Here is a 24,034-nt window from a genome sequence, read left to right on the forward strand (position 1 = left end):
GCCCTCCTCGGGGGTGTCCGTCCCGCCTACGCGGTCAGCTTCGCCAGGGCGGCGTCCACCCGGGCCAGGCTCTTCTCGCGGCCCAGGATCTCCAGGGACTCGAAGAGGGGCAGGCCCACCGTGCGGCCGGTGACGGCGACGCGGACCGGGGCCTGGGCCTTGCCGAGCTTGAGGCCGTGGGCCTCGCCGGCGGTCAGCACGGCGTTCTTCAGCGACTCCGGGTCGCTCCAGTCGGCCGTCTCCAGGTTGGCGCGGGCCGTGGTGAGCAGGGCCACCGGGTCGCCCTTCATCGCCTTGGTCCAGGAGGCCTCGTCCTCCACCGGCTCGTCGAGGAAGAGGAAGTCGACGTTGTCGGTGATGTCGGAGAGGACCGTGACCCGGGTCTGGGCGTACGGGGCGATCCGGGTCCACTTCTCCGCGTCGAAGGCCTCGGGGGCCCAGGGCGCGAAGGGGGCCTTCAGCCAGGGGCCGCAGGCCTCGGTGAACGCCTTCACATCCAGCATGCGGATGTGCTCGGCGTTGATGTGCTCGCACTTCTTGAGGTCGAAGCGGGCCGGGTTGGCGTTGACGTCCTTGATGTCGAACGCGGCGATCAGCTCGTCCACGGAGAAGATGTCGCGGTCCTCGGCGATCGACCAGCCGAGCAGCGACAGGTAGTTCAGCAGGCCTTCGGGGAGGAAGCCGCGCTCCCGGTAGAGGTTGAGGGAGGCCTGCGGGTCGCGCTTGGAGAGCTTCTTGTTGCCCTCACCCATGACGTACGGCAGGTGGCCGAAGGCGGGGGTGTCCTTGGCGATGCCCAGCTCGATGAGAGCCCGGTACAGGGCGATCTGCCGCGGGGTGGAGGAGAGCAGGTCCTCGCCGCGCAGGACGTGGGTGATCTCCATCAGGGCGTCGTCGACCGGGTTGACCAGCGTGTAGAGCGGGGCCCCGTTGGCGCGGACGATGCCGTAGTCGGGGACGTTCTCCGGCTGGACGGTGATGTCGCCGCGGACCAGGTCGGTGAAGGTGATGGCCTCGTCGGGCATCCGGAAGCGGACGATCGAGGAGCGGCCCTCGGCCTCGTACGCGGCGGTCTGCTCGGCGGTGAGGTCACGGCAGTGGCCGTCGTAACCGGACGGCTTCCCGGCGGCGCGGGCGGCGTCGCGGCGGGTGTCCAGCTCCTCGGTGGTGCAGTAGCAGGGGTAGGCGTACCCGCCGGCGAGCAGCTTCTCGGCGACGTCCTTGTACAGGTCCATCCGCTGCGACTGGCGGTAGGGGGCGTGCGGGCCGCCGATCTCGGGGCCCTCGTCCCAGTCCAGGCCGAGCCAGCGCATCGAGTCGAGCAGCTGCTGGTAGGACTCCTCGGAGTCGCGCGCGGCGTCGGTGTCCTCGATCCGGAAGACCAGGGTGCCCTGGTGGTGCCGGGCGAAGGCCCAGTTGAACAGCGCCGTCCGGACCAGGCCCACGTGCGGGTTGCCGGTCGGGGAGGGACAGAAACGGACGCGTACAGGTGCGTTAGCCACGCTTGATCACCTTGTTGGTGAGAGTGCCGATGCCTTCGATGGTGACGGCGACCTCGTCGCCGACGTGCAGGGGTCCGACCCCCGCGGGGGTGCCCGTGAGGATGACGTCGCCCGGGAGCAGCGTCATGGCCTCCGTGATGTGGACGATCAGGTCCTCGACGGAGCGGACCATGTCGCTCGTGCGGCCGAGCTGCCGCTGCTCGCCGTTGACCGTCGCCTGGATGGTGAGGTCGTGGGGGTCCACGTCGGTCTCCACCCAGGGGCCCAGCGGGCAGGAGGTGTCGAAGCCCTTGGCGCGGGCCCACTGCTTCTCGCGCTGCTGCACATCGCGGGCGGTGACGTCGTTGGCGCAGGTGTAGCCGAGGATGACGTCCTTGACGCGCTCGCGGGGGACCTCGCGGCACATGCGGCCGATGACCACGGCCAGCTCGGCCTCGTGGTGCAGGTCCTCGGAGAAGGAGGGGTACTCGATCGCGTCGCCGGAGCCGATCACCGAGGTGGTCGGCTTGAAGAAGGTGATGGGCGCGTCGGGGACCTCGTGGCCGAGTTCGGCGGCGTGCTCCGCGTAGTTGCGGCCGATGGCCACGACCTTGTTGGGGAGCACGGGGGGCAGCAGCCGGACCTTGTTCAGCGGGACCTTGGTGCCCGAGAGCTCGAAGTCGGCGTACGGAATGCCCTTGATGATGTCGAGGACGAGGTCACCGGATTCCACGGTGCCCTGTCCCTCGACGGCGCCGAAGGCGACATTGCCGTCGATGGAGAACCTGGCGATGCGCACGGGATGCTGTCGCCCCTCACTTGCTGGCTGACGGAAGACTGACGCTCCAGGCTAGCCGCCGGGCGAGGCACTCGCGCCGATGAGGGGGGACAGCCGCGCGCGTTGCGGGGTACTACTGGCCGACGGCGACCGGGGCTTCCATGAGGATGGTGCGGCGCGGGTTGGCCGTGACGTTGGGCAGGTCGGCGGCGTGCTCCGGCGCCAGGGGCGTCTGCAGCGCTTCGGCGTCCTTGAGGTGCGCCAGCGTGGTGCGCCGGGGGTTGGCAATGTTGCGGAACATCGTCGTCGTCTTCATCTGCCGTCAGGACCCTGTCGGTGAGGGCGTCGCTCGCGCGGCGCCGGCTTGTCGGATTCGCCATCCCTGTAAAGCGTCAGGCTAAACATCCGATTCCCCGCCGGAGCCGGGATGAGGCGACGATCATCATGTGAGTTTGCTCACGAACTAATCGACATTCGACCCATTGCGGACAGGTGACGGCGATCCAGGAAACGGACATTGCACCACTGAATCCACTATTCCGCTCCTGATCATCGCGACTGGGACACCCCCCGCCCCTAGGTAACTGCTCCTGAATAGTCCGCTTTACCCACGATCACTCTCCACTGCTTGTTACTCGTTCATCACAACGTGTCACGCAGGTCACAGCCCGGTACATGGGCCTTGTTGGAGATCCTGCACTGTGCTGGAATTCCACGCACCGCCGCGGGTTTCAGGCCGGCGCGCAGGGGCGCAACGCAGCGCCGAGTGGCGGCGGGAGGGGGAAGTACGCCGGTCACTCATACGACCACCATGGGGCGCGTCCAGTGCCCCACGACGCCGACACCGTTCTTGTCCGCAACCGCGGGCGGGACGCCTGGTCCAGAGGTTGCGACGCTAGTGCAGGGACGTTTCAAGAGGGATGGCAGCGCTCCGGCGGAACAGGAGCCGCGCGGCGGGACCGACCGCGGTTCCTCGCCCCGGCACGCCCAGAACCCCGGGCCGGCCGCTGCCGGCGACAACAGCGACCGTGCGCAGCGCCCGGGCTCCACGACGAGCGGTGCGGAGCCGAACACGGCCGCGCAGCCGCGTGGCCCGGTCGACACGGGCTCGCGAATAGCGCTCCGTAACTGGCGCATCAGCACGCGACTGGTCTCGCTCCTCGCCCTCCCCGTGGTCGCCGCGACCAGCCTCGGCGGTCTGCGGATCCAGGAGTCGATGACCGACATGCAGCAGCTGGAGCACATGCAGCTGCTGACCAAGATGACCAAGCAGGCGACCTCGCTCGCCCAGGCGCTCCAGGTGGAGCGCGACCAGTCGGCCGGTCCGCTGTCGAACAAGTCCAAGCCCACCGACTACAAGGTCACCGGGCCCCGGGACAAGACCGACCGGGCCAGGAACGCCTTCCTCGACGAGACCGACTCGATCGGTGACTCCGAGGGCGACGACTCGCTGGAGAGCATCCACGCGAGCATCTCGTCGATCGCCTCGCAGCTCGGCACCATCCGTACGATCCGCAAGACGGCGTACGAAGAGGGCTCGCCGAGTCTCAACACGGTCGACCAGTACAGCCAGCTGATCACCTCGCTGCTGAGCCTCTCGCAGGACATGGCGCAGGCGACCAGCAACCCGGACATGATCAAGCGGACCCGGGCCCTGGCGGCGTTCTCCTCCGCGAAGGAGTACGCCTCGGTCCAGCGCGCGATCATCGCCGCGGCGCTGCCCGGCGGTTCGGTCAAGGAACCGCACCTGAACCAGAACGACCGGCAGTTCGGCTCCAACGCGCTCGCCAAGGAGTCCCGGGCCCTCACCTCGTTCAAGCAGATCTACGCCACGACCGGGCAGAGCGCCGAAGAGCTCATGGCGCCCCTGGACAACGGCAACCCGGAGATCAACGCCGGGAACATGTACGCCAAGCGGATCCTGGACACCACGAACGGGATCGAGGGCAAGCAGGTCAGGTCGTACCTGGACTGGTACGACCAGAGCACCATCAAGATCAAGGCCATGGAGACGATCGAGGCCACCCTCCTCAGCGACATGGAGGCCAAGGCACGCGAGCTGCGCCAGGCCTCCCAGCGCGACGCGATCATCAACGGTGCGGTCATCTTCATCGTGCTCGGCGTCTCGCTCGTCGGCGCCTTCGTGGTGGCCCGCTCCATGATCCGCTCCCTGCGCCGTCTCCAGGACACCGCCACCCGGGTCGCCCAGGACCGGCTGCCCGAGCTCGTCAAGCAGCTCTCCGAGACCGACCCGCAGGACGTCGACACCTCCGTCGAGTCGGTCGGTGTGCACTCCCGGGACGAGATCGGCCAGGTGGCCGCGGCCTTCGACGACGTGCACCGCGAGGCCGTCCGCCTCGCCGCCGAGCAGGCCCTCCTCCGGGGCAACGTCAACGCGATGTTCACCAACCTCTCGCGCCGCTCCCAGGGCCTCATCCAGCGCCAGCTCTCGCTCATCTCCGAGCTGGAGTCGCGCGAGGCCGACCCGGACCAGCTGTCCTCGCTCTTCAAGCTCGACCACCTCGCGACCCGCATGCGCCGTAACGGCGAGAACCTCCTCGTCCTCGCGGGCGAGGAGCCGGGGCGCCGGTGGACCCGCCCCGTCCCGCTGGTCGACGTGCTCCGCGCCGCCGCCTCCGAGGTGGAGCAGTACGAGCGCATCGAGCTGTCCGCGGTGCCCGCCACCGAGGTCGCCGGCCGTGTCGTCAACGACCTCGTGCACCTGCTCGCCGAGCTGCTGGAGAACGCGACGTCGTTCTCCTCGCCGCAGACGAAGGTCAAGGTCACCGGTCACGCGCTGCCCGACGGCCGCGTGCTCGTCGAGATCCACGACACCGGCATCGGCCTCTCCCCCGAGGACCTCGCCGCGATCAACGAGCGGCTCGCGCAGCCGCCGACGGTGGACGTCTCCGTCTCCCGCCGCATGGGTCTGTTCGTGGTCGGCCGGCTGTCGCTGCGTCACGGCATCCGGATCCAGCTGCGCCCCTCCGACTCCGGCGGTACGACCGCGCTGGTCATGCTGCCCGTCGATGTCGCGCACGGCGGCAAGCAGCCGCCGTCCAAGCAGGGCCCCGGGCAGCAGTCCGGCGCCCCGGGCGGGCTGCTCGCCGGCAACGGGAACGGTGCGGGCAACGGCCAGCGCGCGGGTCTCGGCAGCGGTCCGGGCGGACCGGGCGCCAAGAGCCTCGGCGGTGGACCGGGCGGTCAGCGCGGCCAGGTCGGCGCGGGCGCCGGCCCCCGGGCGGCACTGCCGGCCCGGGACGGCTCGACGGGCCGGCCGCAGGGCGGCGGCCAGCCGGACAACGGCGGCCCGGGCCAGGACTTCCCGGGTCAGGGCCAGGCTCCGCAGCGCCAGGGCGGCGGCCTCTCCGGCGCCTTCGGCAACAGCGCCCGGATCGGCGCCCGCGGCGCCCAGGGCGGCTCCCAGGGCGATGCGCCCGGCCGCGGCGACGGGGCGGCGCAGCCCAACCTGTTCGGGCACGGCGCTCCGCCCTCCCCCGGGCAGAACGGCCGTCCGGGCCCGTTCGCCCCGCAGAACCAGAACCAGAACCAGCCGGCCCCGTCCGGTTGGCAGAACCAGCAGAACCAGCAGGGCCAGCAGAACCAGCCGATCCAGCAGGGTCCCGGGGCGCAGCGGCCCCAGGCCCGGCAGGAGCAGGGCGGCCTCGCCCAGGGCGGTTTCCAGCAGCCCGGTGGCCCCGGCCGCCAGCTGCCGCCGTCCGGTGGCCCGCGTGCCGAGCTGCCCGGGGGCAACCCGCAGCCGCAGCGCCCCGCCTCCACCAGCTGGGGCGCCGACACTCCGCGCGGTCACGAGGAGCACGACGCGACCGGGCAGTTCGCCCGTCCGACGGGCCCCGGCCAGGACCCGTCGTTCAACACCTCGCCGAACCAGCGGCCGGCCGACGACCGCCAGGGTCCCGGCGCGACCTCCGAGTTCGCCCGGCCCGACTTCTCGGGCCCGGGGGCTCCGCAGAACCGCTCGTACCAGCAGGGGGCTCCGCAGGGCCAGGACCCGGCGAGCACCGCGCAGTTCGCCCGGCCCGACTTCGGTGTCCCGCACCAGCCCCAGCAGGACCAGGGCCGGCAACTGCCCGCGCCGGGCGGGCACGGCCCGGAGGGCAACGGCTTCGGTGCGCCGCGTCCGTCCGCCTCCCCGGCGGGCGAGGCTCCGTACCGTCCCGCGCTGCCCCAGCAACCCCAGCAGCCGGAGGCCCTGCCGCCGGCCGGTCCCGGGGACGGGCGTACGCCGCTGTACGACACCCTGGAGACGAACTGGTTCCACGGTCCGGGCCAGGGCGGCCAGCAGCCGCCCGCCGAACCGCAGGCGCCGGCCGCTCCGGAGGCCGCCGGAGTGCCGGTCCCGCCGCTGCCTCAGCGGGGTGCGGCCGACACCTCGGTCACCAGTTCCTGGCGGGCCTCGCCCAACGACGATCTCGTACGCCAGGCCGAGCGGGTCAAGAAGCCCGCCGCCGGCGGGGTCACCACTTCCGGGCTGCCCCGCCGTGTTCCCCGCGCCAATTTGGTACCGGGGACCGCACAGCAGCAGAATCACCAGTCCGGACCTCAGGTTTCGCGCGCGCCCGATGACGTGCGCGGTCGTCTGACCAATCTCCGCCGGGGCATCCAGCAGGGTCGGCAGGCCAACAACGGCCAGCAGACCGGCAGTATCCATCTCGGCCCCACTCACCAGCAGGAGCGTTAGTTGAGCCCCATGAGTCAGGCCGCGCAGAATCTGAACTGGCTGATCACCAACTTCGTGGACAACACCCCGGGGGTTTCCCACACGGTGGTGGTCTCCGCGGATGGCCTGCTGCTGGCGATGTCCGAAGGTTTCCCGCGCGACCGCGCCGACCAGCTCGCCGCTGTCGCGTCGGGTCTCACCTCGCTGACCGCGGGTGCGTCCCGGATCTTCGAGGGCGGCGCCGTCAGTCAGACGGTTGTGGAGATGGAGCGGGGATTCCTCTTCCTCATGTCCATCTCCGACGGCTCGTCCCTCGCCGTCCTGGCCCACCCGGACGCCGACATCGGTCTGGTCGGGTACGAAATGGCCCTCCTGGTCGACCGTGCGGGCACCGTCCTCACGCCCGACCTCCGCGCCGAGCTCCAAGGCAGTCTGCTCCACTAGGCGGCCGTCCAGCGGACTCACGACACGATCCCCCCAGGTAATGCCCACAACCCTCACCCGACAGGCCGCTTTAGTCCCCTCACCGGCCCCTTGCAGACGGCAAGCCGAGAACCTGCTGTCACGCCCGGAGGATTCATGACCCCGCCACCCGCCTCACCCGATCCGTACGGCGCACTGCACCACGCGTCGTACGACGGGGAAGGCGACCAGCCGCTGGTTCGTCCTTACGCCATGACCGGCGGCCGGACCCGGCCGCGCTACCAGCTCGCGATAGAGGCTCTGGTCAGCACGACGGCAGACCCCGCTCACCTGGGGACCCTGCTCCCCGAGCACCAGCGGATCTGCCACCTCTGCCGTGAGGTCAAGTCGGTGGCGGAGGTGTCGGCGCTGCTGTCGATGCCGCTCGGCGTCGCCCGGATCCTGGTGGCGGACCTGGCGGAAGCCGGCATGGTGGCCATCCACCAGCCGGGCAACGGAGAGGCCGGCGGCGCGCCGGATGTGACACTGCTCGAAAGGGTGCTCAGTGGACTTCGCAAGCTCTAACGGCGGTACGGGCCGCGCCACCACCTCGGCGAAGATCGTGGTGGCGGGCGGCTTCGGCGTGGGCAAGACCACGTTCGTCGGGGCCGTGTCGGAGATCAACCCGCTGCGCACCGAGGCCGTCATGACGTCCGCGTCCGCGGGCATCGACGATCTGACCCACACCGGGGACAAGACGACGACCACCGTCGCCATGGACTTCGGCCGCATCACGCTCGACCAGGACCTGATCCTGTACCTCTTCGGTACGCCCGGACAGGACCGCTTCTGGTTCATGTGGGACGACCTGGTCCGCGGCGCCATCGGCGCCGTCGTCCTCGTCGACACCCGCCGTCTCGCCGACTGCTTCCCCGCGGTCGACTACTTCGAGAACAGCGGCCTCCCGTTCGTCATCGCCCTCAACGGCTTCGACGGACATCAGCCCTACACCCCCGACGAGGTGCGCGAAGCGCTCCAGATCGGGCCTGACGCGCCCATCATCACGACGGACGCCCGGCACCGCGCGGACGCCAAGAGCGGCCTGATCACGCTGGTCGAGCACGCTCTGATGGCACGCCTGAAGTAGTTCTTCCACCCGGTGTAAGTCGATATCGCCATACGGAAGTTGCCGTAGTCACGCGGGGGCGGCCTGTGTCGTTTGACACGATCCGCCCCCGTGTTCATAACGTTTCGACAGAGAATTGACTCCGCACCGCCACCCGATGCATCCATTCGGTGCCACTGCGCTCACATGAGCCCCGCCTTTTGACGGGGCTCGCTCTTTATGCCCGTTTTATCTGAGGCCTGGGCCACTCGGAATCGACGATTCCGAGTGTTTGGAACGGGGCCGGTCCCCGTGCTGCAATTCGACGAACTCCCCAGTAGTACGGCCCTGAACGAATAATCCGGCACAGCGTAGGTGCCGACGCCGAGAGGTTGTTGGTCGAGTGAGGCGAAGCAACGAGGGCTCCGCGGCGCAGCCCGAGCGGGGCAACTTCACCCCGCCGTCGCGCGCTGCGGCGTCCCCTGCGGATGTGCCCGGCACGGAGCCCGCCGCCGGCGGCAGCACCAGCCGGCTGTCCCCGCGCAACTGGCGGGTGGCCACCCGGCTGAACGCGATCCTCCTGATCCCTGTGCTGGTCGGCCTCGTCATGGGCGGCTTCCAGGTGAAGGGCTCCATCGACACGTGGGGCGAGGCGCAGGAGGCCGAGAAGATCGCCGTCGTCGTGCGCGCCGCGTCCGACTACGGGCAGGCGCTGCTGAACGAGCGGGACCTCACCGCCCAGCCGCTGCTCTCCGGCGACCGTGACGCCGATGTGGTCGAGCAGACCCGGGCCACCACGGACGAGGCGGCGCGGAAGTTCGACGCCGCGGTGCAGGACATGCCGTCGAAGCCCGGCCTGGAGCGCCGCCTCAAGCTCTTCAAGGGCGAGGAGCCCAAGCTTCCCGAGCTGCGCAAGGCCGCCTATTCGCAGGCCCTGGACCCGGTGAAGACCGAAGAGGGCTACGTCCAGGTCCAGCACTCGCTGATGGAGTTCTCCAACGAGCTCGGCCTCGGCACCGGCAACATCACCAGTTACGGCCGTACCGTCTACGCGATCGAGCTGTCCAAGGCTGCAGAATCGCTTCAGCGCTCGATCGGCATGCACCTTCTGGTGCGCCCGAGCAAGAAGCCCGGCACCTACAACGACCAGGTCAAGGCCTTCGGCTCGTACAACTACCTGGAGCAGATCGCGCTCGGCGAGTTCAACTCCGGCGGTACCCAGGCCGACGTCGACCGCCTCAAGCAGGTCATGGCCGGCAAGGCCGCCGAGGGCGCCAGGCAGCTGAAGGCCGCCAAGGAGCAGGCCGAGGCCGCGGGCAGGCCCTTCGTGGCGCCGCCGAGCATCGACGGTTCGGTCTTCGACGGCATGGCCCAGGAGATCGGCAAGGGGCAGGACCCCGCTGAGCTGGCGAAGAAGGGCATCACGCCCGAGACCTGGATGGCCGCGGCGACCGCGAAGTTCGAGGGGTACGCCACCGTCGAGGACGAGCTGGTCGCCAAGGCGGTGGACGAGGCCGCGAGCATCTCCTCCGACGCCAAGACCGACGCCATCGTCAACGGCCTCATCGTCGTCATCGCCCTGCTGGCCGCGTTCATCCTGGCCGGCCTCATGGCCCGCCAGATGAGCCGCTCGATGCGCCAGCTGCGTACCGCCGCCTTCGGCATCGCCGAGCAGCGGCTGCCCTCCCTCGTCGACCAGCTCTCGCGCACCGACCCGGGCCGGGTCGACACCCGGGTGCAGCCGATCCCGATCACCACGCAGGACGAGATCGGCGAGGTCGCCCGCGCCTTCGACCAGGTGCACCGCGAGGCCGTCCGGCTCGCCGCCGAGCAGGCCATGCTGCGGGGCAACGTCAACGCGATCTTCACCAACCTCTCGCGCCGCAACCAGTCGCTCATCGAGGGCCAGCTGACCCTCATCACCGACCTGGAGAACAACGAGGCCGACCCGGACCAGCTGGAGAGCCTCTTCAAGCTGGACCACCTGGCGACCCGTATGCGCCGCAACGGCGAGAACCTCCTCGTCCTCGCGGGCGAGGAGCCCGGCCGCCGCTGGAACCAGCCGGTTCCGCTGGTGGACGTCCTGCGGGCCGCCTCCTCCGAGGTGGAGTCCTACGAGCGCATCGAGCTGACCGGCGTGCCGGAGAGCGAGATCCACGGTCAGGCCGTGACCGACCTCGTGCACCTGCTCGCCGAGCTGCTGGAGAACGCCACCACGTTCTCCTCGCCGCAGACCAAGGTCAAGGTCACCGCGACCCGGCTGCCCGACGGCCGCGTCATGGTCGAGATCCACGACAAGGGCATCGGCCTCACCGCCGAGGACTTCGCCGACATCAACCACAAGCTGGCCAACCCGCCGACCGTGGACGCCGCGGTGTCCCAGCGCATGGGCCTGTTCGTGGTCGGCCGGCTGGCCGACCGGCACGGGATCCGGGTCCAGTTGCGCCCCTCGGGCGAGCAGGCCGGGACCACCTCGCTGGTCATGCTGCCGGATGCCATCACCCACGGTGGCGGTGGCGAACCGGGCAGCGGTCAGGACGACTTCACCGTCTCCTCGATCATCCCCGAGCAGCAGACGGCCTTCGAGCCGGCGCCGCAGCAGGCCCCGATGCGCACGGCGGCGGAGCTCGGCTTCGACGACTCGCGCTACGAGGTCACGGCGGACCCGGGTCAGCTGGACCCGGTCAACCGTTCGCTGATGCGCGAGGAGCGCAGGGCGGCCCTGGAGGCCCAGACGGGCGTGGGCGGCCCGTACGGCGACAACGCCCAGGAACCGCAGGGCTACGCGCCGGAGACGTACGCGGGCGACCCGTACGGCGATCAGCACCAGCAGCAGCCGCAGCCTCAGCAGGGCTATGCCGACGAGCACTACGGCCAGGACCAGTACGGGCAGCAGTCGCAGCAGCCGTACCAGGGGTCGTACGAGCAGCAGCAGTACGGCGCCGGGGACGGCTACCCGCAGCAGCGCGGCCAGCAGGCCCAGCAGGTTCCCCAGCAGCACCCCGGCGACGGCTATACGGAATCGGCATATGCGGCTCCGGAAGCCCCGCAGGGTCAGTACGCCGACCCGTACCCGGCCGCGTCGGACCAGTCCCACCAGGATGACTGGCCTGTTCAGGGTGGTTTCCGAGACGCTTATGAGCCGATTGCCCCGGCCGAATCGGAATCTCTTCCGAGCACGCCCGCGGAGCCTTCGGAGCGCGTAGGCTTCGACCGTCCGGGACCCACCCCGAACGTCGGCCACGAGCTGACCGAAGCCGGTCTGCCGCGCCGCGGCGGTCAGCAGCACTGGCAGCCCGGCCCCGGCGGCCGTGGCAACGACCAGCCCGCTCCGGCCCCGCAGCGGCAGCCGCAGCCGCAGCAGGAAGAGCGGCAGGCCCAGCAGACGGACGGGGACGGCCCCGACGACTGGCGCTCGACGAACGACGAGCGCTGGGAGCGGGCCGAGAAGCTCCGTGAGCCGAAGGCGGGCGGAATAACCCCCTCCGGTCTCCCCCGGCGCGTGCCCAAGGCCAACCTGGTCGAGGGCACGGCGGAGCAGACCCAGCAGGGCGGCCCACAGGTCTCCCGCGCTCCCGAGGACGTCCGCGGCAGGTTGAGCAACCTGCGACGGGGGATCCAGCGGGGACGCAGCGCGGGGTCGGACACCAGTACCACCTACAACCAGGAGCGTTAGTGTGAGCCCGATGAGCCAGGCGGCGCAGAATCTCAACTGGTTGATCACCAATTTCGTGGACAACACCCCCGGGGTGTCGCACACGGTGGTGGTCTCCGCCGACGGACTCCTGCTGGCGATGTCCGAAGGTTTCCCGCGCGACCGCGCCGACCAGCTGGCGGCCGTCGCCTCCGGTCTGACGTCGCTGACCGCGGGCGCCTCGCGGATCTTCGAGGGCGGCGCCGTGAATCAGACCGTTGTGGAGATGGAGCGGGGATTCCTCTTCATCATGTCCATCTCGGACGGATCTTCGCTCGCCGTTCTGGCCCACCCGGACGCCGATATCGGTCTGGTTGGGTACGAAATGGCCCTTCTGGTGGACCGCGCGGGCAGTGTCCTGACTCCGGACCTCCGCGCCGAACTTCAGGGAAGTCTTCTTAACTAGTAGACAGACAGTGCGTTTCTCGCCACCGCGCCATAAAGTGCGGTGGCGCGGCCCCACTGGGATCGGCGACCGGCAGTCGGAGGAGGAAACGTGGCAGCACCCACAGGCGGGCACCCATACAACGGTGACCAGAGGGTTCCGGGTGAGCACGGTGACAACCGTTTCGGCTTCCCCGCCGCAGCCGGTGGTCAGGGACCCGGGCAATATCAGCCATACCAGCAGCCGCAGCACCAGCAGGGTGCTCATGGCGGCCAGGGCTCCGAGTGGCCTCCGCAGCAGCCGGGTTCGGGGTGGCCGCAGCAACCGCAGCAGCCCCAGCGGTACGACGCGCCCCAGCAGCCGCGCATTCAGCCGGTGCAGCAGCGGCGGGCTCCCGAGCCCGCCAAGCCCGCCGCGCACAACCCGCTGGTCCGTCCGTACGCCATGACCGGCGGCCGGACCCGACCGCGTTACCAGCTCGCCATCGAGGCGCTGGTCAGCACCACGGCCGATCCGGCCCGGCTGCAAGGGCAGTTGCCCGAGCATCAGCGGATCTGCCGGCTCTGCATCGAGATCAAGTCGGTCGCCGAGATCTCGGCCCTTCTCTCGATCCCCCTCGGCGTTGCCCGGATCCTCGTCGCCGACCTGGCGGAGGCCGGACTCGTCGCTATCCATCAGCCCGGCGGCGACGAGGCCGCCGGCGGCCAGCCAGATGTGACACTGCTCGAAAGGGTGCTCAGTGGACTTCGCAAGCTCTAGCGGCGGAGCGGCCCGCTCCACTACCTCGGCGAAGATCGTGGTGGCAGGGGGCTTCGGCGTGGGTAAGACCACGTTTGTCGGTGCCGTTTCGGAGATCAACCCGCTGCGCACCGAAGCCGTGATGACGTCCGCCTCGGCGGGCATCGACGATCTGACCCACACCGGGGACAAGACCACCACGACGGTGGCCATGGACTTCGGACGTATCACCCTGGACCAGGACCTGATCCTGTACCTCTTCGGTACGCCCGGACAGGACCGCTTCTGGTTCATGTGGGACGACCTGGTCCGCGGCGCGATCGGCGCCGTCGTCCTCGTCGACACCCGCCGTCTCGCCGACTGCTTCCCCGCGGTCGACTACTTCGAGAACAGCGGACTGCCCTTCGTCATCGCCCTCAACGGCTTCGACGGACACCAGCCCTACACCCCCGACGAGGTGCGCGAAGCGCTCCAGATCGGGCCGGACACCCCGATCCTGACGACGGACGCCCGCCACCGCGCGGACGCCAAGAGCGCGCTCATCACGCTGGTCGAGCACGCCCTGATGGCGCGCCTGCGCTGAGGCCCCGGTACGTACGACGAGGGCCCCGCACTCCTCAGGGAGTGCGGGGCCCTCGTCGTACAGCCGTGCGGGCGGGTCAGCCCTGCCAGCTGTGCGGGGCGCGGAAGCCCGGCGTGCGCTCCAGGCGGCGCCAGCCGGCGGTGTCACGGCCCCGGTGGGCGGTGACGGGCGGCTGGGCGGCCGCACGGGCCATCAGGACGGCGGTGATGGCCGCCAGCTCCTCGGGGGCGGCGTGGCCCTTCTCGACGCGCAGGACGGACTCGGCGGGGGTGAGGCTCATGGTGGGGTGTCTCCGTCTTCTCGGCAGGCTGTCGTGGACCGTGCGGCGGATCGCGCCGCCGCGGAGGGCGACTACTGCGGGGGGTTGCCGTGCTTGCGCGACGGCAGGTCGGCGTGCTTGTTGCGGAGCATGGCGAGCGAGGCGATGAGCACCTCGCGGGTCTCGGCGGGGTCGATGACGTCGTCGACGAGACCGCGCTCGGCCGCGTAGTAGGGGTGCATCAGCTCGGCCTTGTACTCCTTGACCATGCGGGTGCGCATGGCCTCGGGGTCCTCGGCCTCGGCGATCTGGCGGCGGAAGATGACGTTGGCCGCGCCCTCGGCGCCCATCACGGCGATCTCGTTGGTGGGCCAGGCGTAGGTGAGGTCGGCCCCGATGGACTGGCTGTCCATGACGATGTACGCGCCTCCGTAGGCCTTCCGCAGGATCAGCGAGATCCGCGGCACGGTGGCGTTGCAGTAGGCGTACAGGAGCTTCGCGCCGTGGCGGATGATCCCACCGTGCTCCTGGTCGACGCCCGGCAGGAAGCCGGGGACGTCCAGAAGGGTGATGATCGGGATGTTGAAGGCGTCGCACATCTGGACGAAGCGAGCGGCCTTCTCGGAGGCCTCGATGTCCAGGACCCCGGCCAGCGCCTGCGGCTGGTTGGCGACGATGCCGACGACCTGACCGTCCAGGCGGGCCATCGCGCAGATGATGTTGCGGGCCCAGCGCTCGTGGATCTCCAGGTAGTCGCCGTCGTCGACGAGCTCCTCGATCACCTTGTGCATGTCGTACGGGCGGTTGCCGTCCGCCGGGACCAGGTCGAGCAGCACGTCGCCGCGCCGGTCGGCCGGGTCGTCGCTTTCGACGGTCGGCGGGTTCTCGCGGTTGTTGGAAGGCAGCATCCCGATGAGGTAGCGGACCTCGGCGATGCAGGTCTCCTCGTCGTCGTACGCGAAGTGCGCGACGCCGGAGGTCTCGGCGTGCACGTCCGCGCCGCCGAGGCCGTTCTGGGTGATCTCCTCGCCGGTGACCGCCTTCACGACGTCCGGTCCGGTGATGAACATCTGCGAGGTCTCGCGGACCATGAACACGAAGTCGGTCAGCGCCGGGCTGTAGGCGGCGCCGCCCGCGCACGGGCCGAGCATCACGCTGATCTGCGGGATGACACCGGAGGCGCGCGTGTTGCGCTGGAAGATGCCGCCGTAGCCGGCGAGCGCCGAGACGCCCTCCTGGATACGGGCGCCGGCGCCGTCGTTCAGCGACACCAGCGGGGCGCCGGCCGAGATGGCCATGTCCATGATCTTGTGGATCTTCGTGGCGTGGGCCTCGCCCAGCGCTCCGCCGAAGATCCGGAAGTCGTGAGCGTAGACGAAGACCGTGCGGCCCTCGACCGTGCCCCAGCCGGTGATGACACCGTCGGTGTAGGGCTTCTTGGCCTCCAGGCCGAACCCGGTGGCCCGGTGCCGGCGGAGCTGCTCGACCTCCTTGAACGAACCCGGGTCCAGCAGCAGCTCGATCCGCTCCCGCGCGGTCAGCTTCCCCTTGGCGTGCTGTGCCTCGGTCGCCCGCTCACTCGGTCCGCGCCGCGCCTGCTCGCGCAGGGCCAGCAGTTCGGCCACCCGGCCTCGGGCGTCGGTCGGCTCACCCTGGGTTTCGTCCACAACGGTCATGCATCGACCCTACGAACCCCGACCCAGAAATCTCGCCGTCGACTCCGTACAGTCTCCTGCCCCGTTTCGTGGTGGGAGTGAACAGAACCATGCCGCCGTGCAGGCGATCCACCAGCGAAACGCCGCTTCCGGATGTGGAGACTCCACAAGAGGAGGGTGTGCCCTGGGCCACACGCCCCTGAGGGGACCCGAAGGCCCCCTCAGTATGGCGCAGCCCGGCCGCCGGCCGTTCACCGCGCCCGGGAATATGTCGGGTCGGCGGTCAACCCCCGCAGTGGAAGCGGGCGTTGCCCCAGTCGGCGTGGTCGTTGCCATTGCCGTCCCCGCCGTCCTGGACGACCAGCTCGACGTACTTCGCTCCGGTGACGTCGGCGGTGAGCCGCCAGGCGGGGTCGGCCGCCCCCAGTACGGGCGACACCGCCTTCTCCGTGCCGTCGGCGGTGACCGCGAACCGCACACTGCCCCGGGTCGTCTGGACGTCGTCCACGCCCACCTCGGCGGTGAAGGAGGTGCATTTCCCGCCCAGGTAGTAGCGGATCTTCGCCGGGGCGTGCGTGCCGAGGCCCTGGGCGTACTCGACACCGCCGATCTTCAGCGGCCCGCCGTCCCCGGCCCCGGCCTCCCCGTTGGACCGGTCGCGCTCGACCGGGCCCCAGCCGTTCTGCGAGGCGGTCCAGTCCAGGTCGCCGGCCCAGCTGTCCTTCACGGGCGGCGGCGGGAGCGTACGGACCGAGGTTCCCGCGCCGAGCGTGCGACCGGCTCCCTGGACGGCGTACGTGGCTTTCGCGTCCAGCGCGTACGTGTCGTAGGGGGCGTCCACCGGCGGGGTGACCCGCCAGCTGCCGGTGACCTTCGCGCCCGGGGCGACCGAGTCGAAGGCGACCGGGCCCGCCGGCTCCGCCCGCCAGCCCTCGGGCACGGTCAGCGCGAGCCGCACGTCGGTGGCGGCGCTCGCCTCGTCGTTGCCGAAGGTCGCCTTCACCGTGTTCGGGGCCCCGGGCTCCAGGGTCTCGGCGTCGGCGGCCACGCCTAGGGTGCCGCAGACGGCCTCCTCGCCCGCCGGGGCCGGGCCGAGGTCGGTCACCGTGAAGCCGTCGAGCACGAAGTCCGCGCCCTCGGGTGCTCCGGCGAGCTTGCGCAGCCCGGTCCAGGTGTCGCCGCAGCCCGCGGTGAGCGTCCGGCTGAACCGCCCGGTGGTGCGCTGCTGCCCGATCGGGGTGGCCCGGGTCTCGGTCGAGGAGGCCTTGCCGCCGGCGACCCGGTCGTAGCCCTCCACCCAGCTGTAGGCCCCGGCGTGGCTGGACTGGTAGTCGAACTCCACCGCGTACCGGTGGCCGTCCTTCATCGGGACGGTCCAGGGCGCGGTGCGGTAGACGAGGCCGGTGTTCTCCTCGTGGGACTTCAGGGACTCCTTGTCCCCGAGCACGTCGTCGATCAGCTTCCCGTTCCAGCCGGACCGGGTGTACGGGGCGTTCAGCTGGGAGATGTGGGTGCGGGGGTCGGTGGAGCCGCCCGCGTTGCCCTTGAGGAAGGGGCCCCAGCCCTGGTCGACGGCCTCGAAGTCCTCGTACGCCACCGTGCCGGTGCGGGTGGCGGGGGCGTTCTCGACGATCCGTACGTCATCGGCGCGGACCTTCGCCGTGGAGCCCGCCGCCGCCTCGACGCGCAGGGTGGTGCGGCCGTTCGCGGGGGCGGTGAAGTTGACCTTGGCGCGCTGGAAGGAGGTGCCGTGCCAGTCGGAGGCGGCGACGAAGTCCTCGGCCGTGGAGCGCTCGACGGCGACGGACTTCCCGCCGGCGCTCAGCACCGTACGCCGGCTCGCGCCGGGCTCGACCTCGATCAGGGCGGAGGCGGTGTAGCGCTTGCCGGGCTTGAGGCCGGTGACGGTCTGGGAGAGCGCGGCCGTGTCCGTCCCCGAGAGTTCGGCGCTGTTGCGGCCCTGCTCGTCGGTGTCGCGGACGGCGGCGCCGGTCTTCGTCCAGCCCTTCAGGTCCCGGTCGTTGAAGCCGGGGTCCTTCAGCCCGGTTCCCTTGCCCCAGTCGGCGTCGCTCTCCTTCGGCGCGCGGTCGGGGTACAGGACGTAGGCCTGTCCGGCGGCGGCGGTCAGCGTGATCTTCCCGCCGGAGGGGCGGACGGTGGCGGTCTTCTCGCGGCCGTTGTCGGTCAGCTCGTAGAGGGTGTACGCGCCCTTGCCGGGCACCTCCCAGGTGCTGGTGCCGCCGGTCTCGCTGTAGTGGTAGAGCTTCTTGCCGCCGTCCCACGGCAGCAGGTAGTCGGTGCCGCTGAGCACCTTGCGGCCCTGGTCGTAGAAGGTCCGCTCACCGTCCTCGACCGTGCCGCGCACCCCGCCGGTGAAGGTGATGTCGTTGCCGTCCCAGCGGGTGATCCGCTGCTGCTGGAGGTACTTGGCGGGGAGGTTCTTCTGCCAGATGTTGGCGGTGAAGGCGTTCCAGTCGGTCTCACCGGTCCAGCCCTCGAAGTCCTCCAGGGCGCTCTGGCCGAGCACCGGGTGGTTGTTCCAGATGTCCTTCTCGCCGTTGCGGATGAACCGGATGATCTGCGAGTTCAGGCCCTTGTTGGTGGCCCCGCCGTAGTTGAGGTCATTCGCCCAGTGCGACCAGAGCGAGGCGCGTTCGAACTTGTCGGCCCACTCGGTGCCGACGGTCCAGCCCTGCTTCTGGACGGCCTGGATCGTCTTGTCGGCGATCCAGCCGTGGCTGTAGTAGACGTCGATGTAGAGGAAGTCGAGGTTCTTGTCGGTCTCGTCGCGCAGTTGCCGGAAGCGCTTTTCCAGGTCGCCGCTGTTGATGTCGCGGCGCTGGTCGATGTAGTAGCTCTGGTTGAGCCAGTTCCAGCCGGGCTTGGACTTGTCGACGAGCTGCTCGGAGAAGGCCTTGGCCTCCGGGTAGGACTCGGTGGCGTTGACGTGGACGCCGAAGTCGGCGCCCCACTTCCCGCCCTGCTTGAGCAGGGTGTTGAGGTCCTTCAGCCCGCCGGCCCGCTTGTTGTGGTTGCCGCCGTAGTCGGGGTGGGCGGAGTCGTGGCCCTCGGAGCCGTACCCCTTGAGGACGGCGAGCTGGCCGAGGCCGTCGGTGGCCTTCGAGATCCGCTTGACGTCGTCCAGGGTGCGCAGGAAGGGGTGGGTGGCCTGGCTGGCGAAGTTGAACGGGATGTGGGTGACGACCCGGTTCGCGGTGTCCTCGCTGCCGGGGGCGGTGACGCCGATCGAGCGGAAGGCGATCGCCCCGTCCTGCCAGTCGACGGCCTTGTCGCCGTTGGCGTCCGGGGTGACGACGACCTTGGCCCACGGCAGGTTCTCGCCGCTCTCGGGCTTCGGGGCGCCTTCGCCCCGGTAGGTCCACTGACCGGACCACACGCCGACCCGGACTCCGCCGCCCTCCCCGGTGCGCGCCTGGTGCCAGAAGCGGGCGTCGTCGCCGCCGGTGGCCCCGGAGGGCTTGTCGTACGAGGAGTTGGACTCGATCGCCGCGGCCAGCGAGCCGGTGTTGAGGATCGCGTAACTGGCCCCGACGGGTGCGGAGTCGGGCTTGGTCTCCCCGGTGACCTTCGCGAAGACGTCGGCGGTGCGGGTGGAGTCGGGGTCGAGCTTCGTGAACGCGGTGGCGGCCCCGGCCTCGGTGGACCCGACGGAGATCAGGTCGTGCCCGGGGATGTCGATGGTCCCGACCCGGAAGGCGGACGTGTCGCGGACGGCGGTCACCTTGAAGGTGGTGGCCCGCCCGGAGACGGTGAGCGAGGCGTCGATCTCGACGCCCGGGAGGGAGTCGAAGGCGAGGGTGTAGCGGGCGGCGGAGCGGGTGACCTTCGGCTCGCCCTTGAGCTTCACCGGGTGGGCGGTCCCGTTGAGGGTGACGGCGGTGACCGGCCGGGTGGAGCCGAGCAACTGCTCGCCGCTCGACCGGTCGGTGTAGGACAGGACGCGCGGGAAGTCGTCGGCGACGGCGACGGCGAGCCGGTCGGAGCCGATGACGGCGGACCCGTCGGACTCCGCCGCTCCGGCCGGGGTGGGTGACGGATCGGCGGCTGCGGCGGGGAGGGCGGCCCCCACGAGCGCCAGGACGGCTGCGGAGGCCGCGGCGACCAGGCCGGGGCGAGGGAATCTTGGCGACATGGCCCCTGAGTAGTCGCCGTGTCCGGACACCGTCAACGAACTTCGGGCCCGGGGGCCGACTCCGTCCAACAACCCCGGTGCGTTAGTCCAAGTCGGGAGCGGGCGGGCCATCCAGGTGTTCCGGGGAACGGTGGGACATCCCCTGGTTCACCTCTTGGCCGGAACCTCCCCCGGACGGTCACGGTTCGCACCCGCTCGGTTCCGTCAAGTACCGCTTCGAGGCGTCGAGTTGTGAAGACTCGGAATTTTTGAGAGCGCTCTCAGTCGCAAGTCTTGACGCTCGTGCCGGGCCTCGCGAGAGTGGTGCGCACCGCAGGCACCCCCACGGCCTTGTCCCTCCCCCGCACCACCCCCCACAGCCCGTCTGCGGCCCCCCACCACCTCGGGAGTCCCCTCGTGATTTCGCGCAGAATGTTCCTGACCGGCACCGCCGCCACGGCCGCGGCGCTGACGTACCCCGCCTGGGGCACCGCTCTGAGCCCCCGCGCCTCCGCGGCCCCCGCGACCTGCGAACTGGCCCTGGAGAACAAGTCGTTGCCGGGCACGGTGCACGCGTACGTGACCGGCCACGAACTGGGCACCGACCGCTGGGTGCTGCTGAAGCCGGACGGCGGCGTCTACCGCCCCGACTCCCCCGGCGCCCCGCAGACCCCGCTGCCCGTCGACTGCGCCATCCCGCTCAAGGGCGCGGGCGCGGGTCCGGTCGTGCTGACCCTGCCGCAGATGTACGGAGCGCGGGTCTACTTCGTCCGCGACGACAAGCTGGACTTCTTCCTCAACCCCGGGCCGTCCCTGGTGGAGCCCGCCTTCGCGACGCCGACGGACCCGAACTACGGGCGGACCTGGGCGTTCGCGGAGTTCACCTTCAACACCGAGCAGCTGTACTCCAACATCAGCTACGTGGACCTGATCACCGCGCTCCCGATCGGCATCACGCTGGAGGGTGACGGCACCCACGTCGTGGAGCCGCACCCCGAGGGCGCGGCGGACCGGATCGCGGAGGACCTCACCGCCCAGGCGGCCGCCGACGGGCAGCCGTGGGACAAGCTGATCACGCGGGGCGACGACGGGAGCGTCCTGCGGGTCGTCTCGCCGCAGAACATCATGGCCCCGTACTTCGACCGGCCCGCCGAGATGCCGTTCCGGGACCTGTTCACCGCGCAGATCGACGAGGTCTGGGAGAAGTACCGCTCCGAGGACCTGCGCATCGACCTCCAGGGCGGCCGGGGCACTCTGGCGGGCCGGGTCAGCGGGGACACCCTGACCTTCGAGGGCGGCCACACCTTCACCAAGCCGGAGACGAAGGACATCTTCACCTGCAACCACGGCCCGTTCACGAACAACCCGGGCGACTCCGACGACAAGAAGGCGATCCTGGCCCGGCTGGCGGCGGGCTTCAACCGCTCGATCATGCTGAGCCACCCGAGCCAGCCGAACGGCACGTCCACGGCGGACTACTACAAGACCCCGGTCACCAACCACTGGTCCCGGGTGGTCCACGCGAACAGCCCGATCGGTTACGCGTTCCCGTACGACGACGTCCGTCCGGACGGGGAGCCGGACGTCTCGGGCGCTGCGCACGACGGGAACCCGCGCCGCTTCACGGTGAGCGTGGGCTCCTGACGCCCGCCCGGTGAGCCCGCGTGTGCCCCCGCCCGTCCGGCGGGGGCACACGCATGTCCGGCGCGGGCACACGCCTGTCCGGCGGGGGCCTGCGGCATGTCCGGCGCGAGCGCGCGCATGTCCGGCGGGGGCCTGCGGCATGTCCGGCGCGAGCGCGCGCATGTCCGGCGGGGGCACGCGCGGGTCCGGGCCCTTCCTTTCTGCTCCGCGGGATCCGATACCTCATCAATTGACACGATGTATGGCGTTCTTGACTTCGTCCCACCGCCCCGGGACGGTGCCATATGCGAATGAACCGACTCCCCCACCGGCTGCTCACGGCCGTCGCCGCCGGACTCCTGCTGACCGCCGGGGCCCCGGCCCACGCGGACCCCGCCCCGCCGCCGTCACCCGCCCCGCAGGCCTCCGGCGCGCACGGCCTGCGCGCCTTCCAGCAGAGCTACGGACTGACCCCGACCGGCCGGGTGGACACCGCCACCGCGCAGCTGCTCAGGGCGGCCCCGGACAGCGAACTGCGGACGTTCTTCGCCGCCCCGTCCGACCTCGGCGCGGAGCAGCTGGCCCATGCCCGGACGGTCATCGGCGTCGGGAAGGGGGCGGAGCTCTCCAAGGAGGCCCAGGTCATCGCCCTGATGACGGCCATGCAGGAGTCGAAGTTCGTCAACTACACGTCCGCGGTCGACCACGACTCGCTCGGCGTCTTCCAGCAGCGCCCCAGCATGGGCTGGGGCACGCCGGCGCAGATCACCCATGTGCCGACCGCGTCCAAGTCCTTCTACGGACTGCCCTCGCCCAGCGCCAACCCGGGGCTGCTCCAGATCGACGGCTGGAAGTCGATGGAGCCGGGTGACGTGTGCCAGGCGGTCCAGCGGTCCGCGCATCCGGACCGGTACGCGCAGTGGGAGGACTTCGCCCGGGACCTGCTGGAGCAGGAGGGTCCGGACGCCGACCCGATCCCGTGAGGAGGCCGAGGGGCCGCCCCTGGTGCGGGACGGCCCCTCGGCTGCGGCTGTCAGCAGCCGCCGCAGTTGTAGTACGTGACGTCCCAGTGGTTGCCCTCGTCCGCGTAGATGTTGCCGGATCCGGACTGGTACTGCCGGGCGCCGTCGCCCCGGGTGCCGATGTAGGTGAAGGTGCCGGTGACGTAGTTGTTCACGCAGGTGCTCTTGGCGAAGTCGAGCTTGTAGCCGTTCCAGTGCGAGTACGTGCCGCCGGCGTGCCCGGTCTCCGTGCCCCCGGTGATCCTGAGCGCGCAGCCGGTGGCGCTCTTGAGGGTCTGCGCGCCCTGGGCGCTGGCCAGGTTGAGCTGGTCGAAGGACGTGCAGGTGGGGTTGTTCCGGTTGGAGCAGCCACCGGAGGACGACCAGGTGATCCCGGACGAGCTGAACCGGGAGGTCGCCTGCGCGTGGGTCAGTTTGGTCACGGCGTGCGCCTCGGTGGCGCCGCCGCCGAGGACGCCGATCCCGGGCGCGAAGAGCGCGCCGAGGACGAGGGCCAGGGCGGTGAGGGCGGAGCGGAGTCGTGGACGGGTCACCATGAGGTTTTCCTCCTGCTCATGACAAAACAAGGGCGGTGACGGACGCGGGGGCCGCGTACGCCGGGCAGGGAGATAGTGCCCGAGTTCTACGCGCGTCCGCCAGAGGGCGCCGCGACCGGGGGCGCGGTACGCCCCCACCACCCCGCTCCCCCGATCGAGGGAACCCGGCGCGCAAATGTTGAACATTGAACTAGATCGCGCTACAGTCGATCTCGTTGAAGGTTAAACAACCTCTTCCGCACCGTTCGACCCCGTCCCCGCAGCGCATCCCCGAGGAGGAGCCATGGCTCTGTTCAACCGCAAGTCGACCGCCGCCACCACCGTCACCGAGGCCCCCGCGGTGGACCCGGCGCTCGCCGCCCTCACCGGCACCTACACCCTGGACCCGGCGCACAGCAGCATCGGCTTCACGGTGCGCCACGCGATGGTCACGAACGTGCGCGGCTCCTTCGGCGAGCACGAGGGCACCCTGGTCGTGGACGGCACGGACCCGGCGAACTCCTCCGCTTCCATCGACGTGAGGATCGCCAGCGTCGACACCGGCATCGCCGACCGCGACGGCCACCTGGTCAGCGGCGACTTCTTCGACGCCGAGAAATTCCCGCTCATGACGTTCCGCTCGACGAAGGCCGAGCAGCTGGGCGGCGATGTGTACCGGATCACCGGCGACCTGACCATCAAGGACGTCACGCGCCCCCTCGCCATCGACCTGGAGTTCAACGGCTCCGCCACCGACGTCTACGGCAACGAGCGCGTCGGCTTCGAGGGCAGCACCGACATCCTGCGCTCCGACTGGGGCCTGACCTGGAACGCGGCGCTGGAGACCGGCGGCGTGATGGTCAGCGACAAGGTGAAGCTGACCTTCGACATCTCCGCGATCAAGGCCGCCGCTCCTGCGGCCTGACCTCCTCCGTACACACGCGCAGCGCCCCGCCCCCGGGAGATCCGGGGGCGGGGCGC

Annotated in this window: 18 protein-coding genes; 11 read left to right on the top strand and 7 right to left on the bottom strand. The window is 70.4% G+C overall.

Annotated elements, in window-relative coordinates; translation table 11 throughout:
* Positions 1–26: 26 nt before the first annotated feature.
* The 3 genes from gltX to ACFWRV_RS33720 form a co-directional block, all read right to left on the bottom strand.
* On the bottom strand, positions 27–1,502 hold the full coding sequence (gene gltX / locus ACFWRV_RS33710; protein WP_384339721.1) for a glutamate--tRNA ligase: 1,476 nt from the start codon (positions 1,500–1,502) through the stop codon (positions 27–29).
* Positions 1,495–2,280, bottom strand: coding sequence for a fumarylacetoacetate hydrolase family protein (locus ACFWRV_RS33715; protein WP_384339722.1), 786 nt, complete (start codon positions 2,278–2,280; stop codon positions 1,495–1,497). The genes gltX and ACFWRV_RS33715 overlap by 8 nt, the downstream gene beginning before the upstream one ends.
* 112 nt (positions 2,281–2,392) lie before the next feature.
* Entirely contained in the window at positions 2,393–2,575 is a 183-nt protein-coding gene (locus tag ACFWRV_RS33720) for a hypothetical protein (RefSeq protein ID WP_384339723.1), read from the bottom strand.
* 582 nt (positions 2,576–3,157) lie between these two features.
* Here ACFWRV_RS33720 and ACFWRV_RS33725 point away from each other — a divergent pair.
* The 8 genes from ACFWRV_RS33725 (at position 3,158) to ACFWRV_RS33760 (ending at position 13,847) form a co-directional block, all read left to right on the top strand.
* Positions 3,158–6,961: a nitrate- and nitrite sensing domain-containing protein gene (locus tag ACFWRV_RS33725; protein ID WP_384339724.1), complete on the top strand. Its 3,804-nt coding sequence runs from the start codon at positions 3,158–3,160 to the stop codon at positions 6,959–6,961.
* A gap of 9 nt (positions 6,962–6,970) precedes the next feature.
* A complete protein-coding gene (locus ACFWRV_RS33730) occupies positions 6,971–7,384 on the top strand; it encodes a roadblock/LC7 domain-containing protein (RefSeq protein WP_006127850.1) in 414 nt (137 codons plus the stop codon).
* 135 nt (positions 7,385–7,519) lie between these two features.
* Positions 7,520–7,927 (top strand): DUF742 domain-containing protein, encoded by a 408-nt coding sequence (locus ACFWRV_RS33735; protein ID WP_003966010.1) that lies wholly within the window; start codon positions 7,520–7,522, stop codon positions 7,925–7,927.
* Entirely contained in the window at positions 7,908–8,489 is a 582-nt protein-coding gene (locus ACFWRV_RS33740; protein ID WP_073213974.1) for an ATP/GTP-binding protein, read from the top strand. Before ACFWRV_RS33735 ends, ACFWRV_RS33740 begins: the two co-directional genes overlap by 20 nt.
* Before the next feature lie 361 nt (positions 8,490–8,850).
* A complete protein-coding gene (locus ACFWRV_RS33745) occupies positions 8,851–12,123 on the top strand; it encodes a nitrate- and nitrite sensing domain-containing protein (protein WP_384339725.1) in 3,273 nt (1,090 codons plus the stop codon).
* Between the two features lie 10 nt (positions 12,124–12,133).
* Positions 12,134–12,547, top strand: a complete 414-nt coding sequence (locus ACFWRV_RS33750) for a roadblock/LC7 domain-containing protein (protein WP_006127847.1) — start codon at positions 12,134–12,136, stop codon at positions 12,545–12,547.
* A 90-nt stretch (positions 12,548–12,637) separates the two neighbouring features.
* Positions 12,638–13,285, top strand: a complete 648-nt coding sequence (locus ACFWRV_RS33755; protein WP_384339726.1) for a DUF742 domain-containing protein — start codon at positions 12,638–12,640, stop codon at positions 13,283–13,285.
* Positions 13,266–13,847, top strand: coding sequence for an ATP/GTP-binding protein (locus tag ACFWRV_RS33760; RefSeq protein WP_014048542.1), 582 nt, complete (start codon positions 13,266–13,268; stop codon positions 13,845–13,847). Before ACFWRV_RS33755 ends, ACFWRV_RS33760 begins: the two co-directional genes overlap by 20 nt.
* A 76-nt stretch (positions 13,848–13,923) precedes the next feature.
* On the opposite strand, the gene ACFWRV_RS33765 is transcribed toward ACFWRV_RS33760, so the two are convergent.
* The 3 genes from ACFWRV_RS33765 to ACFWRV_RS33775 all read right to left on the bottom strand — a co-directional run bounded on the left by ACFWRV_RS33765 (position 13,924) and on the right by ACFWRV_RS33775 (position 19,914).
* Positions 13,924–14,127 (bottom strand): acyl-CoA carboxylase subunit epsilon, encoded by a 204-nt coding sequence (locus ACFWRV_RS33765; protein WP_384339727.1) that lies wholly within the window; start codon positions 14,125–14,127, stop codon positions 13,924–13,926.
* Between the two features lie 71 nt (positions 14,128–14,198).
* A complete protein-coding gene (locus ACFWRV_RS33770) occupies positions 14,199–15,782 on the bottom strand; it encodes an acyl-CoA carboxylase subunit beta (protein WP_384339728.1) in 1,584 nt (527 codons plus the stop codon).
* A 262-nt stretch (positions 15,783–16,044) separates the two neighbouring features.
* A complete protein-coding gene (locus ACFWRV_RS33775) occupies positions 16,045–19,914 on the bottom strand; it encodes an endo-alpha-N-acetylgalactosaminidase family protein (RefSeq protein ID WP_384339729.1) in 3,870 nt (1,289 codons plus the stop codon).
* Positions 19,915–20,325: 411 nt separating this feature from the next.
* Here ACFWRV_RS33775 and ACFWRV_RS33780 point away from each other — a divergent pair, with 411 nt between their 5' ends.
* A complete protein-coding gene (locus ACFWRV_RS33780) occupies positions 20,326–21,537 on the top strand; it encodes a glycoside hydrolase family 64 protein (RefSeq protein ID WP_384339732.1) in 1,212 nt (403 codons plus the stop codon).
* Positions 21,538–21,821: 284 nt separating this feature from the next.
* Positions 21,822–22,499 carry a peptidoglycan-binding domain-containing protein gene (locus ACFWRV_RS33785; protein WP_384339730.1) on the top strand — a complete coding sequence of 226 codons (678 nt, stop codon included), beginning with the start codon at positions 21,822–21,824 and terminating at the stop codon, positions 22,497–22,499.
* Positions 22,500–22,549: 50 nt separating this feature from the next.
* Here ACFWRV_RS33785 and ACFWRV_RS33790 read toward each other — a convergent pair whose 3' ends face one another.
* Positions 22,550–23,074, bottom strand: coding sequence for a hypothetical protein (locus tag ACFWRV_RS33790; protein ID WP_030714730.1), 525 nt, complete (start codon positions 23,072–23,074; stop codon positions 22,550–22,552).
* 283 nt (positions 23,075–23,357) lie between these two features.
* On the opposite strand from ACFWRV_RS33790, the gene ACFWRV_RS33795 reads away from it, so the two are divergent.
* Positions 23,358–23,978: a YceI family protein gene (locus ACFWRV_RS33795; protein WP_384339731.1), complete on the top strand. Its 621-nt coding sequence runs from the start codon at positions 23,358–23,360 to the stop codon at positions 23,976–23,978.
* Positions 23,979–24,034 lie beyond the last annotated feature (56 nt).

This window comes from Streptomyces sp. NPDC058576, from assembly GCF_042718715.1.
In the GTDB taxonomy this organism is placed as follows: Bacteria; Actinomycetota; Actinomycetes; order Streptomycetales; family Streptomycetaceae; genus Streptomyces.

Bases quoted from the DNA above. Each gene is read 5' to 3' on its own strand.
- ACFWRV_RS33720 (WP_384339723.1), bottom strand. From the start codon at position 2,575: ATGAAGACGACGACGATGTTCCGCAACATTGCCAACCCCCGGCGCACC.
- ACFWRV_RS33730 (WP_006127850.1), top strand. From the start codon at position 6,971: ATGAGTCAGGCCGCGCAGAATCTGAACTGGCTGATCACCAACTTCGTG.
- ACFWRV_RS33735 (WP_003966010.1), top strand. From the start codon at position 7,520: ATGACCCCGCCACCCGCCTCACCCGATCCGTACGGCGCACTGCACCAC.
- ACFWRV_RS33750 (WP_006127847.1), top strand. From the start codon at position 12,134: ATGAGCCAGGCGGCGCAGAATCTCAACTGGTTGATCACCAATTTCGTG.
- ACFWRV_RS33765 (WP_384339727.1), bottom strand. From the start codon at position 14,127: ATGAGCCTCACCCCCGCCGAGTCCGTCCTGCGCGTCGAGAAGGGCCAC.
- ACFWRV_RS33770 (WP_384339728.1), bottom strand. From the start codon at position 15,782: ATGACCGTTGTGGACGAAACCCAGGGTGAGCCGACCGACGCCCGAGGC.
- ACFWRV_RS33775 (WP_384339729.1), bottom strand. From the start codon at position 19,914: ATGTCGCCAAGATTCCCTCGCCCCGGCCTGGTCGCCGCGGCCTCCGCA.
- ACFWRV_RS33780 (WP_384339732.1), top strand. From the start codon at position 20,326: ATGTTCCTGACCGGCACCGCCGCCACGGCCGCGGCGCTGACGTACCCC.
- ACFWRV_RS33785 (WP_384339730.1), top strand. From the start codon at position 21,822: ATGCGAATGAACCGACTCCCCCACCGGCTGCTCACGGCCGTCGCCGCC.
- ACFWRV_RS33790 (WP_030714730.1), bottom strand. From the start codon at position 23,074: ATGGTGACCCGTCCACGACTCCGCTCCGCCCTCACCGCCCTGGCCCTC.
- ACFWRV_RS33795 (WP_384339731.1), top strand. From the start codon at position 23,358: ATGGCTCTGTTCAACCGCAAGTCGACCGCCGCCACCACCGTCACCGAG.